Raw genomic sequence first — 13,335 nt, 5'->3', positions numbered from 1 at the left:
GCAAACAATGTCACAAACGGTGTAACCCTGATGGCGACAACTTCTCGAATTGCGGCACGCGCCACCGTGGCGGGCCGTATTTCTCCTTGGATGAAGTGAAAATTTGTATGGGCACCGAAACCGAAAAGATAGAAGGCGAGAATAGTAGAATCCTATGCGTTGACGCGCAGGCCATGGGTTTGGAAGAACTTCTCGAGATCAAGAGAACGCCATTCTATTATCGGTTTACCCACGCCGCGAACCTCGCCGAGGCGACTCACCTATTGGGCAGCGAACCCTTTGACGCCATTTTGTGCAGCTACGCGGGCCGGTATTCGGAGGTCACGCTGCGCGGATTGCTGGGGCTAAAGCGCGAGGACAATTTCGAGTCATTTTCGACCCCGCCGGTGATCGCCATTTTCGATGACGAGGACCATGAGGGCGTCGCCCGCGCGCTGAGCCATCCGTCGCTCGGCTTCCTCTTCGCCTCTCAATTGCGCTCGAATCACGCAGCGACCATCCTGGGCGCGGTGATGAAACGCGTCTCGCATGACCAGTTGCTTGAGGGAGCCCAGCAACAACTCGTCAATACCGAGAAGTTCGCCGCGATGGGCTTGTTGGCCGCCGAGGTGGCCCATGAGATCAACAACCCTGCTAGTTTCGTTATCAGCAATTTGAGCGTGATGACCGGCTATATTCAGGCGATTGGCGAGTTCTTGGACCAGGCGCGCGAGGGGGTTCGGGAAGAGGCGCCTGAGTTATTTAAGCGCTTGTCGAGATTGTCTCAGGATTATGAGATTTCGTTTCTTCAAGAAGACCTTGAGGAGTTGTTGCGGCGTAATCTGCACGGCATGCAGCGGATTCACCAGATCGTGCAGGACCTTCGGTTTTTCTTGCACGATTCGCACGGCGAAGCCGGCTGGATTAACGTCGAGCGCTTGCTGGAGACGACGTTGAATTTGGTCAAATATGAGGCCAAATATCGCACGCATTTTGAGCTGGAGTTCTGCGGCGACGCCGATATTTTGTCGGACGCAAATCGCTTAAGTCAGGTTTTCTTGAACGTCCTGGTCAACGCCATCCACGCGATTGAGCCGGGAGATGTCAAGGGGAACCAGGTGACGGTGCAAACCCAGCGCGAGGATGAGTTTTTAGACGTCATGATTCGCGACACCGGCGTGGGCATGAGCGAGCGAGTGCTCGAGCAGATCTTTGAGCCGTTTTTTACCACCAAGGATCGAGGAGAAGGTTCCGGGCTGGGGCTGTCTATATCGCGCGATATTCTGCAGAGCCTGGGGGGGCAGATTTCGGCCACAAGCCAGGTCGGGGGCGGCTCGGAATTCGTCATTCGGCTGCCGGTCCGGGCGCCTAAATTTGAGCGCGACGCGCGCATCAGCGGCGCGTACCCGTCCGTTGCGATTGAGGATGCCTCGGAGCCCATCGACACCGATACTCCGGAGGACGCGTGACCGCGAGCGTTGAGCCTGTGCAGGGCGTCCTGACCGGTCAAAACTCACTTCACCCGCATCTTTATCTGGGAACCTCCGGGTGGTCCTATGCGGACTGGCAGGGGGCCTTTTATCCGGCAAAAATGCCCGCGAATCAGCGGCTTGGGTTTTACGCCGAGCAATACCGAAGCGTCGAGATTAACTCAACATTTTATGGGATGCCGAGCTTAAAGACCGTGCAGTCCTGGCGGACCCAGAGTCCCGAGGGCTTTGTGTTCGCGGCCAAATTTCCGCGCGTAATTACCCACCAGGCGCGCCTGGTCAATTGCGGGGGGCTGGCGACGACGTTTATTGAGACGATGCAGGAACTCGGGGACCGCCTCGGCCCATTATTGCTGCAATTGCCGCCGAGCATGAGCGCCGATTCCCTCGATGATCTCGGCCGATTTCTTGAAGGGTTGCCCGACGGGCTGGTCTACGCGGTGGAGGTGCGCCATCGCTCCTGGCTGACCGAGGAGTTCGCGGATTTGCTCAAGCGCTGGCAGGTGTCGATGGTGCTGACCTGCGGCGAGCATATGGGCCGATTCTGGCGCGCGACTTCGCGTGTCGCGTATATTCGTTGGTTGGGGGTGCATGACGCGTTTGAAAATTACGCCAGTCCCAAGATTGAACGCGATGAAGAAATCGCCTGGTGGAGCGCGCGGATGGCGCATTTTCTCGATCGGGGCGGCACCATTTTTGGCTACGCCAATAATAATTATGAGGGCTTTTCGCCCAGGACCGTGCGTCGGGTTGAATCCGAACTCGCGCGCCAGCTCGGCTCGGCGCCGCAATAAGTGGGGCTCGAGTTGGGCGCCAGACACGGCGAAGGGTTCTGTGCCAGTTGACACTCCACCGGGCATTCGGGCATATATCGTCGCGCTGTGTGCGAGCTGGGAAGTCCTTCATCAAAGTAAAGAAGACGCCCACACAAATTCTACCTGTTTCGGGATGTACTCATGGCGTATGCCAATATTGCTGAAGTTGAAGTTTGCTTACAGGATTGTCTCAAATATTGTGAGAAGAATCCCGGCTCGGTCTATTGCCTTGAATTCGGTGATCGGCTGAAGACCGTCATCGCCGATCTCAAATCATCGCGGACCTCGAGCGACCTGCATTATTCGAGCTGGCGACGTGAGCGCGGCGCCGACAAGCGTAGCTGGAAGAAGGTGGCGTTGTTGCTGCGCGAAGCGCAGAACGAGCTCAAGAAAGTCGACGCCGTCGGGTATCCGGACCGGCGCGTGATGTATTGGGACTCGGAGCTGCTCGAAGCGGCGGCGCGCGGCATGATGAAATATCTGAGCGCGCACCGCGAAGATATTGACTTTGCGGCGGATTATGTTGCCCGATTTGAGCAGCAAATCGGCGGCGCCCTCACCGAGGACGACGACTCCGAGCAAGCCTATCAGACCTACCAGAATCATATCGGCGCCCGGCGCGACGCGATGGCGGACGCCACCTTCTTGATCACCGACATGCGCTCGGCGATGCGCCGTGACCTCGGGGTGGATAACCCCGAGTACCAGAGCATTCGCTGGACCTGGGCGTTGTCGCCCGACGAGCCGGTGCTTTAATTTGAGAGAGCAAATCATCTGCGCCCGACTGAGCAATCAGTCGGGCGCTGTCATTTCTACCGATCGTTCCAGGGGCTAGACCATGAAGGATTTAGAGGGAAAAGTTGCGCTTATTACCGGGGGAAGCCGTGGGATTGGCCGCGCACTCTGCGTTCAATTGACCGCCCTGGGGGCGCATGTATACGCGTGTGCGCGAGATATCGAGTCGCTCAGGGAGACCGAGGCGTTGTGCGGAGAGGGCGCGTCGTTTACCGGCGTGCAGGCCGACGTCACCGACCCCTCGGCGGTTAAGAGGTTGGTCGGGCGCATCGCTGATGAGCGCGGCCACCTCGATATTTTGGTCAATAACGCGGCGATACTCGGGCCGCGAAAGAACCTCGAAGAGGTGGCGCTAGAGGATTGGCAGAAGACCCAGCGCATTAACGTAGACGGGGTCTTTATCGTGTCGACCCAGAGCATCGCGCTGCTGCGCGAGGCCGAGCAGTCCGTCATGATTAACGTGTCCTCGAGCGTCGGGCGGCGCGGGCGGGGCGGGTGGGGGCCGTATGCGGTGTCAAAGCACGCCGTCGAGGGCATCACCGAGACCTTGGCCGAAGAACTCGCGAGCGACGGCGTCTGCGTCGTGTCGATCAACCCGGGCGGCACCGCCACCGATATGCGCCAGGAAGCCTATCCCAGCGAGGACCCGAACACCCTCCCGAGCGCCGAGTCCATCGCCTCGACCTTTGTCCTGCTGATGCAGACACTCGATATGGGGCAGACCGGGCATAAATACGATGCGCGTGCGCTGCTGGACCGGGTTGAGGGGGCGGAGAACGCCGCAGGAGAGGGCGACTTGCCGTTCGTGTCTTGATTGTTGGCGGCGTCTGCGGGCGGATTTATTTGCGATACGATAGCGTATCGGTGAATATATCAGCGCCATCCCCGTCTGTTGCAGGTGCCTCAGGGAGATGCCGAGTTTCGGCATTTCGTCGGGGCACTTGGTATTATTGGATGCATTTTTATTCGTTGTTTTTTTCGCAAAGTGAACAGGAATTTTTATGTTTGAGAAAGCAAAGCTTAAGTTCGCCATTATCGCTCTTTGTTGCGCATTTGTAGGCGTCGCCGCGTGCGGCGATGATTCCTCCAAGGGCGGAGGTGATTCGTCGAATAACCAGCAACAGGCGGGCTCCAGTAGCTTCACCGTCGAAGTCGAGGCCGAAGGCAGCACGGATACGTTGTCGGGGAGCCAGAAGGACGAGGCCGCAGGCGAGGGCAGTTGGGGGGCGAGTATCGCCGGCCCGATGCTTCACCTGACCCTGGCCAGCAGCGACGGCTCCATATTGTCCGCGGTCGTCATCACGAGCGAGGACGAGCGGGCACCGGGCACGTTCGCCCTTGAGGATATCAGCCTAACCAGCGCCATGGCCGGCAATGTCTACGCTGGCACCGGCGCCGGGACGGTGACGCTGTCGAATTGCCCGAGAAAGATGGGCGATCATGTCAAAGGCTCCTTCAATAACGTCGTCCTCAAGAGCGAGATCGGCGGCGACGCCACCCAGACGATCAGCGGCAATTTTGACGTGGTCGTCTACACCAAGGCCGGCGACCTCTTCTGCGAGACGGAGACCACCCCGGACAATAACACTCCGGGCAATAACACTCCGGGCAATAACACTCCGGGCAATAACACCCCGGGCAATAATGGTGGAACCTGCCGCGCCGACGAGTGCGTTGAGGGCGGAACCTGCTGCCCGTATATGGGTTGCCTTGCGAATTGCAACACCGAGTGCGTCATGAGCGAAGAGTGCATGGGCGGTATGAACCCGGCAGCCTGCAGTACCTGCGCCATGGAGTGCTTGGATTCCTGCGGCGTCTCGTCGGAATGCCGCTCCGCGCTGGTGGACCTGGAGACCTGCACCGATCAGTATTCCTGCTACGAGACCGAGGATGAAGACGCCGAAGACCAGTGCGTCAAGGACAACTGCTGCAGCCAGTTGAACGCCGCCTTCTAAGGCTGAATTAGGCCGCTCATAAACACGCAAAAAGCTCGCCAATTGGCGAGCTTTTTGCGTGTTTGCATAAGGGCGAATCGGAGGGTCGCCCGTTGGATTATGCGGGAGTCTCGGCGCGCGAGGCCACCAATTGTTTATAGGTGAGGATGGGGTTTCGCGCCGCGCGCGTCTCGTCGAGGCGCGTCCTAAATGCGTTGTAGGGCGCTTTCTTGAGCAACTCAGGGTGCGCCTCGGCCTCGTCGATGATGGTGCGCAGGGCGTCGACGAAGGAGTCGAGGGTCTGGCGAGATTCGGTCTCGGTGGGCTCGACCATGAGCGCGCCCTGGATGTTGAGAGGGAAATAGACCGTCGGCGGGTGGAAGCCGTAGTCGATGAGGCGCTTGGCCAGGTCGAGCGTCTCGATGCCGCGCGCTCTCAGCGTGCTATCGTTGAACGCGACCTCGTGCATGCAGACGCCTTGATACTCGACGTCGAGCATGTCGTTGAGCTTCACGCGCAGGTAATTCGCGTTGAGCACCGCCATCTCCGTGAGCGTCTCGAGCCGCCAGCCGTATTCACTCAAATAGGTATAGCCGCGCACATAGACCAGGAAGTTGCCCCAGAACGCCTTGAGCTTCCCGACCGAGTTCGGGTGGTCGAAGTCAAGATAATAGGCCGGGCCGGCGTCGTCTTCTCCGCGTTTTGAAACCCGCGGCACGGGCAGGTATTCGCCGAGGTCTTCGACCACGCAGATCGGGCCGGCCCCCGGGCCGCCGCCGCCATGCGGGGTCGAGAAGGTCTTGTGGACATTAAAATGCATCACGTCGACCCCGAAGTCGCCGGGGCGCGCCTTGCCAAGAATCGCGTTCATATTCGCGCCGTCCATATAGACCTTGCCGCCACCCTGGTGGACGATGCGACAGATCTCGGCGATATGAGTCTCAAAAAGACCCATGGTGCTCGGGTTGGTGATCATCAGGCCAGCGACCTCGTCGCTCATCACCTCGTGCAGCGCGTCCGGGTGCAGTCGCCCGTCCTCGCCGCATTTCACCTCGACGACCTCGAAGCCGTTAAATGCCGCCGAGGCGGGGTTGGTCCCGTGGGCCGACTCCGGCACGATAATTTTGGTGCGCTTCGTGTCGCCGCGCGCCTCGTGATACGCCCGGATGCACATCAGACCCGCCAATTCACCCTGAGCGCCGGCGGCCGGTTGCAGCGAGCAATGCGCCAGCCCCGAGATCTCGCAGAGCATCCCCTGCAATCTATAGAGCAGCTCCAGCGCGCCCTGGCACCATTCGTCGGGCATATAGGGGTGCAAGTTCGCAAATCCCGCCAGCCTCGCCACACCCTCGTTGATCTTCGGGTTGTATTTCATGGTGCACGAGCCCAGCGGATAAAATCCCGTATCAATCGAGAAATTCCACTGGCTCATACGCGTATAATGGCGGACCACCTCGGGCTCACTGACCTCGGGGAGCTCCGCGATTTCGGCCCGCACCAGGGCGTCGTCCCAGGCGTCTTCAACGTCGAGGGCCGGCACATCCCAATCGTCGACGTGCAGGCTAAAGCCCTTGCGCCCCGGCTGGCTGCGCTCGAAAATCAGCGGCTCCTCGAATTTGAGCCCGCTGGTGATATTGGCCGAAGGTCGGGTCGTCGCGTTGGGCGCGAACGCCGCCAGACCATTAATTTTATCGCTGTTCATCGTCGTCCTCAAATCGAAGGGAGCGCACCATGATATGCGCGATCTGCTCATAGGAATTTTGGGCGCAAATGGCAACCATTGGGTGGTCAATAATGCGCCAAATAGTTTCGCTTTCGCCAAAGTCAGGATAAGCTAGGGGGATATAAGGAGATAATTTTGCGTGACGCGTTGCGTCAATTAGGCCAAGTCTGTATAAGTCCGCGACTTTGACTCACCCTGCGCACCTTCTGGGAGCTGTACAATGCGAAATCTTATTAGCAACGGTCTCAAACGACTGGTTAAAAATGACGAGCAAGACGATTCTCGCCGCTATGCGCGCGGGGAGCGGCAGGCGAAGGTGATCGCGGTGGCGACCGTCAAAGGTGGGGTCGGCAAGACGACGACCGCGGTCAACCTGGCGGCCGGTTTGGCGCTATTTGAGGATGCCCGCGTGTTGCTCATTGACCTGGACGCGCAGGGCCATTGCACCACGAGCCTGTCGGCGCTGATGAGCCAGGAGCGGGCGGAGAAGTCGGTCAGCGATATCCTGCTCGATGAGCAGGGCGCTGAGTTTTTGGACGCGCGGGTTCCCTCGGGTATCGATGGCCTCGACGTGACCCCGGCAGATCCAGCGCTCGCCGAAACGGAGGGGCGAATCTCGCAGAAGATTGGCAAGGAGTCCTTGCTGCGCGAGGCCCTCAAGCTCACGCGCACCCACTACGATTATATCATCATCGACTCGCCGCCCAATAAGGGGAATCTGACGCTGAACGCGCTCTTTGCCGCGGATAAGGTGCTGATTCCAACCGACCTGGCGGCCCTGTCGGTGCAGGGCGCCGATGAGTTGATGGGAACCGTCGAGGCGGTCAACGGCCGGCTGGGGCATAACCTGGGCGTGCTCGGGGTGCTCCTCACGCGGGTGGACGGGCGCACCGTCTCGATCAATGAGCAAGTTCTCGAGCAAATCGAGCAGGCGTGGGAGCACGTATTATTCAAGACGCGCATCGGCATCAACACCGCGCTGCCGCGTGCGCAACTCGCGGGCATGCCCATCTTCGAATTCGACGCCGATAGCCGCGGAGCGAAGCATTATAAGGCGCTGGTCCACGAGGTCGTGGCCCGCAGTTGAGCCCGGATATTATCGGCGGTAACTGTTTGAAGTTAGTCGCAAATTTGTTTATAGTAGCGTGTGATTTTAAAACGCATCAACGATTTTTTAAACGCTAATTTTAATTTAGCCAGTGCAGAAGACGAGATATTTCATGAATAGTATTCGACATTATTTAGACCTGGCGGCATCCAAGCGCTTGACGGGCGTTTACGCGGCCATCTTGCTGGTGGCGATGTTCGCGCTCGCCGCATGCGGCTCCGACGACACCGCTGTCGCGCAGTCCTGTACTTTCTCCAGCGATTGCGACCTTGGGTACTCGTGTAGCTTCGAGAACGAGTGCATTCAGGTGTCCTGCGATAATTGCGCCGGTTCATCTGACCTTATCTGCCTTGTGACCCCGGAGCACCCCGAAGGGGTTTGCTCGCGCCCGCAGTGCACCACCAATGACCAATGCGACGTCGCCGCGGGCGAAACCTGCAACAACGGCGTTTGCGGCGTGGGCACCACCGGCGGTTGCACCAGCGACGCCGATTGCGCCGCCGACGAAGAGTGCAACCTGGCCGATGAGTGCGTGCCGAAGACGACCGACGCTTGCGGCGGTTGCGCGGCCGGCGAGACCTGCAACGAGACCACGGCTCAGTGCGAGAGCAATACCGACCCCTGTGGCGGATGCGCGACCGGTGAGACCTGCAACACCAGCACCAACCAGTGCGAGAGCGACACCGATGTTTGTGGCGGTTGCCCGAACGGTCAGGTCTGCAACACCGCGACCAGCACCTGCGAAGTCGCGACCTCCGAGCCCTGCGGCGGCCCCTGCCCAACCGGCGAGACCTGCAACACCGCGACCAACCAGTGTGAAGCTGGCTCCGGCAGCGCATGCAACCCGGCCTGCGGCGTCGGCGAGATCTGCAATAACGGAACCTGCGTCCAGAACACCTGCCCCCCCGGCAGCCAGACCCCTGAGACTTGCGCGCAAGACCCTGTCTATAATCTCTTCGACGCGGATAACTGCTATTGCGCCGAGTGTCTTGGCGACAGCGACTGCAACACCGCGGCCGGCGAGACCTGCACGGCGAACGGTGAGTGCATGGCGTGTACCGAGTCGTGTAACCCCGCCGACGGCGAGAGCGCATGCTCGCAGCCTGGCTTCTTCTGCATCAGTGAGTGCTGCATCGAATGTACCGGTAACTCCGACTGTAGCGTTCCCGGCGAAGTCTGCGTCGACGGCATGTGCTCCGAGCCGCCGAGCTGCGCAAACGACCCGACGGTCTGCCGCGCCGGTACGACCTGCGAGAACGGCGTGTGCACCGCGCCAAGCGCCGGTGCCAGCTGCACAGACGCCATGGATTGTTTCCCCGGAACCTGCAATATGCAAACCAACACCTGTGAAGGTGGCGCGGGTTCGGGTCTTCCGGGCGGATGCTCGACGGATGCCGATTGCGGCAGCGGTCAGATTTGCTTCGGCGGTATGATGTGCCAGGATGCATGTCCTTCCTCATGCATAATGTGTGTGATGGGAACCTTCTGCATGTTTTAATGATATGTTTGACGGCGGCGGTCGAGCCGCCGTCAACTTCGGGGCGGCGTGAAGTCCACCCGAAGACGAAGCTCCAGATATAAAAACGCCCCCACTCGATATGTCGAGTGGGGGCGTTTTTATATGCTCAGCGCTGATATTAGCCGTTAACCAACGCCGCGCCGCCCAGGCCCGAGATGATGATATCCGCCGGCTTGTCAGCCCGCACCTGAACCGCGCCGACCCCAGCCGGGATGACCGCCGTTTGGGCAAAGCCCAGGGTGACCGTTTCGTCCCCGCTTGAGAGCTCAACGCCGTGGGCGCTCGTCACGAAGACCACCTGCGGGGTGCGCGCGTCGACCGTCCACTCAAGCTCGGTGACGCCGCTGGCCTTCTCGATACGATAGGCCGGCACGTCGACTAGGACGCTCATCGCGGGGTGCGCCGTGCTCGGCTTTGCGCTGAGCTTAGCGGGGGCGTGGGTGTCGAAGTTGGACACCTGCATGGCCTTCTCGAGGTGCAATTCGCGGGGTTTTCCGTCCATGCCGGGGCGTTGGTAATCGTAGACCCGGTAGGTGGTGTCCGACGGCTCTTGAATCTCGAGCAGGGCGACGCCCGCGCAAATGGCGTGAATCGTGCCCGGGGCGACGCGGATGACATCGCCGGCGAAGACCGCCTCTCGGCGCAGGCTTTCGGCGGCGCGATTCTCGTCCACCGCCATGCGGAAATCCGCCGGCGTCGTCGCTTTCTCGAAGCCGTGCAAAATGCAGCCGGCCGTCTGGCCTTCGTCGGAGGCGATATTCGGGTCCGCGTCCGAGTCCAGAATGATCCAGGTCTCGTCCTTGGAGTCCGCGTCGAGCCCCAGGCGCGCGATATCCGCGTCGCTCGGGTGCACCTGAACGCTGAGGTCATCGCTGGCGTCGAGGATCTTCACCAGCAGTGGGAATTGCTGGCCGTCGCGATTGGCGCCGGTCATGGCGGCTCCCCACTGGCTTACCACCTCCGAGAGCGAACTTCCGGCCAGCGGGCCGTTGCATACCACGGACTGGCCTTCCTCCAGGTCGGAGACCTCCCACGATTCCCCGTAGGGGCCGGCTTCTGGCAAGTCTTTGCCGAAGACTTCGTCGAGTTTTCGGCCGCCCCAGATCTTGGGGCGAAGATAGGGCGACATTTTCAAAATATACGGCTTGGTCATCGTCTCAATTCCACTGCGAACGACTTAAAGAAGGCGGATAAATACGTGGGTATGGCATAAGTAAAAGCGCCCAATAACGGGCGCTTATTCGGTCGAATTATAACAATTGGGTTGGGATTTCGCGCGGCTCTTCGGGGTTCATCATCTCTTCAACGGCCTGGATAATCGCCGGGTTCTTCGACAATTCCGCCATGAGTTTCGCGCGCAGCACCTCTTGCTGGTAGCCGGCCATGTCGCCGGTTTGGCGCGCGATGGCAGCGTTATATAAGTGGGCGAGGGCGGCAAGGTCAAAATTCGCTGAGAGCATGCCGAGCGCCGCGGCCTGGTTCAACGTATCAGAGGCCTGGGCCTCCATGCCAATCTTCAATTGGAAGCTCCCGAATGACAGCAGTGACTCGCCGGCCAGGGCGAGGTCGCCCATCGAGAGTCCGGCTTCGACCGCGCCGGCGAGGACCTGGCGCGCGCCGCCCAAAAACGGCCCGGGGTTCTCAAGGAAGTCCGGGTTCGTATAGAGCGCGCTCAGATGCTTAAAGATCTCGGCGGTCGCCGTGAAATCGTTGAGCTCCATCTGGATCTTCTGGGCCTCCAGGGCACGCTCGTAGGCCGACTGCGGCTCACCGCGGCCCATATCGGCGACCGAGGCAAAATAGAGCGCGCGGGCCTGGCCGCTGAGGTTATATGCCTTCTTATAGAGTCGCTCGGCCTCCAAAAAGGCGATCAGCCCCTGGGTATGGTCGTCGGCCCGAAGCGACATCAAGCCCTGGTAGAGGCGCAGCCCGGCGATTTGCTCGGTATTATTGTCGTCTGCGATTTCCTCCAGGCGCTTAAGCATCGCTTTTCGCGCGTCGTTCTGGTCCGACGGCAGGCGCCAGAAGACGCCCGAGATAAAGGAGCTAAGGTCGCCATTGCAGGTGTCGGGGCAGGCCGCTTCGAGCTCTTCGACCGCGGCCAGCGCCTGGTCGGTCTTCTCGGCTCCCGTGAGCATTTCGGCGTACATGGCCAGCGCGGAGCGCCACGCGCCGTCGGGCTTTTCTTCGGCGCGCTCGTCGAGGTAGGCCTTGGCCGTCTCAACCGCGACCTCGGGCAATTCGAGGAAATCATAGAGGCGCACCCGCGTGCCCATCGCGTTCAGGCGGGCAGTGCGGTCGTTATTCTTGGCCGCGACCGCCTCGTCCTGGAGCACCAGCCACAGCGATTCGCGATAATGCCCCAGCGCGCCCCAACGCATCGCGTATTGGTCGCGCGCGTGCCAGCGCAGCGGGCCGGTGAGGGTCTTGGTGTTGATCATCTGGTCCAATAAGAGCAGCGCTTCGCTGGTTTGCCCGCGGTAAATGAGCACGCTCGCCCACACCGTCGCGCTAAAGCTGCGCAGGCGATCCGGGTTGAGATCGCCCACGGGGCCAAGGTCGACACCGCCGACCGGCGGTGCGGCGACCATGCCTGGGCCGGCCGGCGAGCCAAGGCCGCCGTAATTCACGATCAGGTGGTCTTCGCCGTCGATGGACCGAATCGCCGCGCCAATGACGACTTGTGGCGTATCACGGCGCTCGACTTCTTCGACGATGCGATAGAAATCGCTGGCGCTCGCGTCGAGGGTATTCGCGATGGTCTCAACGCTGGCGGTCGGCTCGGTCAGGCTGCCGAGGAATTCGTGCATCGCCTCGCTCAACTTCGCCTGGGTTGCCTCGTCGCCACCTTGCACGCGGGCGACCTGAATGACGGCCTTTCGCGGCGCCGCGCCGAAGGTATGCTCCAAAAAGAGGGCTTCCTGGCCGACCACCGGTTGGTCAAGTCTTCCGAGAAGTCCGCTTCCGCTCCAGCGATGGCACTCCGATTGGCTCTCGCTGACCTTTTTGATCATGCACACGCCGGTGAGGCGGCGGCTGAGCTGGAGCATCTGAGCGGCGGGAGCCTTGCTTGCTTTCGCGTCGCCTTCCTTCGCGTCGCCGTTGGGGTTTAGCGGATCGGCGAGGAGAGCGTAGAAATCACCTTTTCGTACCCCGTCTTCTTTGCCGACCGAGAGCGTCAAACGACGCGACCCTTTTTCGCCCAATTCGGTGATATGGCCGAGCGCCTTTCCAAGTGGCTCGTAGACGGGCCGCTCCGAATCGGCGTCGGAGGTCCAGGTAACGCGCAGGCCGTCGAGAGCCGCGTTTGGGCGCTGGTAGGTGATATGCACCAGGCCTACGCCACCCTCATAGAGCTCGACCAGTCGGCCGGCCGCCAGCACCGGGCGCTTGGCGTTCGGCACCGGCCAGGTGCCGCCGTAGCTTGCAAGGAACGCGCGGCCGACCGTCGCCTTATCGTCCAGGCCGCTGACATAGAGAAAGCCGTCGTTGCCGCTGCGAAGGTGAGGGGAGTTCGACGCGCTGGCCTCCGCGTCTTTCGACCCGGACTCAAGATCCGCCGGCGCGCCCGCCGGCAGCGCGCTCATCGTCGGCCATGGATCTTCGATGCGCTCTCCGCTGCTGCCGCAAGCGCTGCTCGCCAGGGCAAGTCCGAAGAGGCCGGAGACTAGAAAATATCGCGTTCGCGTCATCATAAATCGGGCCATATCATAAGGTGAGGTGCTGAAATCAATCATATAAAAGCAACCATTTATTAGCGGAATTCACTTCGGCATTCGCCGCTGCATCATCGCTTCGGTCGCTGGAGTGTAAGCACGACGGGCCGCGGGCGAAAGGGGCGTTTGCAACCGCTTCCCTATATAATCGAATTTGCATGGCTAAAATTTCATCGGCCCCGCGAATTAAACGCTTCATGGTGCCGCGAAGGTTGTCAATTTTGAAACCCTCCTCTAGGTTCCCGCATCATCTTGG

Annotated in this window: 10 protein-coding genes; 7 read left to right on the top strand and 3 right to left on the bottom strand. The window is 60.5% G+C overall.

What is annotated here, in order from left to right; translation table 11 throughout:
- The first annotated feature begins 107 nt into the window (after positions 1–107).
- The 5 genes from DN745_RS08480 to DN745_RS08460 all read left to right on the top strand — a co-directional run bounded on the left by DN745_RS08480 (position 108) and on the right by DN745_RS08460 (position 5,034).
- Complete coding sequence (locus DN745_RS08480; RefSeq protein WP_111333829.1) at positions 108–1,448, top strand: sensor histidine kinase; 1,341 nt, start codon at positions 108–110, stop codon at positions 1,446–1,448.
- A complete protein-coding gene (locus DN745_RS08475; RefSeq protein ID WP_111333827.1) occupies positions 1,445–2,263 on the top strand; it encodes a DUF72 domain-containing protein in 819 nt (272 codons plus the stop codon). Before DN745_RS08480 ends, DN745_RS08475 begins: the two co-directional genes overlap by 4 nt.
- 162 nt (positions 2,264–2,425) lie before the next feature.
- Entirely contained in the window at positions 2,426–3,040 is a 615-nt protein-coding gene (locus DN745_RS08470; protein ID WP_111333825.1) for a hypothetical protein, read from the top strand.
- An 82-nt stretch (positions 3,041–3,122) separates the two neighbouring features.
- Positions 3,123–3,893, top strand: coding sequence for an SDR family NAD(P)-dependent oxidoreductase (locus DN745_RS08465; RefSeq protein WP_111333823.1), 771 nt, complete (start codon positions 3,123–3,125; stop codon positions 3,891–3,893).
- A gap of 187 nt (positions 3,894–4,080) precedes the next feature.
- Positions 4,081–5,034 carry a hypothetical protein gene (locus DN745_RS08460; protein WP_111333821.1) on the top strand — a complete coding sequence of 318 codons (954 nt, stop codon included), beginning with the start codon at positions 4,081–4,083 and terminating at the stop codon, positions 5,032–5,034.
- A gap of 97 nt (positions 5,035–5,131) precedes the next feature.
- On the opposite strand, the gene gcvPB is transcribed toward DN745_RS08460, so the two are convergent.
- Complete coding sequence (gene gcvPB, locus DN745_RS08455) at positions 5,132–6,715, bottom strand: aminomethyl-transferring glycine dehydrogenase subunit GcvPB (RefSeq protein WP_111333819.1); 1,584 nt, start codon at positions 6,713–6,715, stop codon at positions 5,132–5,134.
- A 241-nt stretch (positions 6,716–6,956) separates the two neighbouring features.
- On the opposite strand from gcvPB, the gene DN745_RS08450 reads away from it, so the two are divergent.
- Both DN745_RS08450 and DN745_RS08445 read left to right on the top strand, forming a co-directional pair.
- Positions 6,957–7,823, top strand: coding sequence for a ParA family protein (locus tag DN745_RS08450; protein WP_111333817.1), 867 nt, complete (start codon positions 6,957–6,959; stop codon positions 7,821–7,823).
- Between the two features lie 133 nt (positions 7,824–7,956).
- On the top strand, positions 7,957–9,342 hold the full coding sequence (locus tag DN745_RS08445; RefSeq protein ID WP_111333815.1) for a hypothetical protein: 1,386 nt from the start codon (positions 7,957–7,959) through the stop codon (positions 9,340–9,342).
- Positions 9,343–9,481: 139 nt separating this feature from the next.
- On the opposite strand, the gene DN745_RS08440 is transcribed toward DN745_RS08445, so the two are convergent.
- Both DN745_RS08440 and DN745_RS08435 read right to left on the bottom strand, forming a co-directional pair.
- Positions 9,482–10,516, bottom strand: a complete 1,035-nt coding sequence (locus DN745_RS08440; protein WP_111333813.1) for a type I phosphomannose isomerase catalytic subunit — start codon at positions 10,514–10,516, stop codon at positions 9,482–9,484.
- A 97-nt stretch (positions 10,517–10,613) separates the two neighbouring features.
- Complete coding sequence (locus tag DN745_RS08435) at positions 10,614–13,058, bottom strand: hypothetical protein (protein ID WP_133621992.1); 2,445 nt, start codon at positions 13,056–13,058, stop codon at positions 10,614–10,616.
- Positions 13,059–13,335 lie beyond the last annotated feature (277 nt).

It is taken from the genome of Bradymonas sediminis (assembly GCF_003258315.1).
Classification (GTDB): Bacteria; Myxococcota_A; Bradymonadia; order Bradymonadales; family Bradymonadaceae; genus Bradymonas; species Bradymonas sediminis.
Note: the sequence above shows the minus strand (reverse complement) of the source record. Positions and strands in the feature narration are given on the sequence as shown.

Bases quoted from the DNA above. Each gene is read 5' to 3' on its own strand.
- DN745_RS08480 (WP_111333829.1), top strand. From the start codon at position 108: ATGGGCACCGAAACCGAAAAGATAGAAGGCGAGAATAGTAGAATCCTA.
- DN745_RS08470 (WP_111333825.1), top strand. From the start codon at position 2,426: ATGGCGTATGCCAATATTGCTGAAGTTGAAGTTTGCTTACAGGATTGT.
- DN745_RS08465 (WP_111333823.1), top strand. From the start codon at position 3,123: ATGAAGGATTTAGAGGGAAAAGTTGCGCTTATTACCGGGGGAAGCCGT.
- DN745_RS08460 (WP_111333821.1), top strand. From the start codon at position 4,081: ATGTTTGAGAAAGCAAAGCTTAAGTTCGCCATTATCGCTCTTTGTTGC.
- gcvPB (WP_111333819.1), bottom strand. From the start codon at position 6,715: ATGAACAGCGATAAAATTAATGGTCTGGCGGCGTTCGCGCCCAACGCG.
- DN745_RS08450 (WP_111333817.1), top strand. From the start codon at position 6,957: ATGCGAAATCTTATTAGCAACGGTCTCAAACGACTGGTTAAAAATGAC.
- DN745_RS08445 (WP_111333815.1), top strand. From the start codon at position 7,957: ATGAATAGTATTCGACATTATTTAGACCTGGCGGCATCCAAGCGCTTG.
- DN745_RS08440 (WP_111333813.1), bottom strand. From the start codon at position 10,516: ATGACCAAGCCGTATATTTTGAAAATGTCGCCCTATCTTCGCCCCAAG.
- DN745_RS08435 (WP_133621992.1), bottom strand. From the start codon at position 13,058: ATGATGACGCGAACGCGATATTTTCTAGTCTCCGGCCTCTTCGGACTT.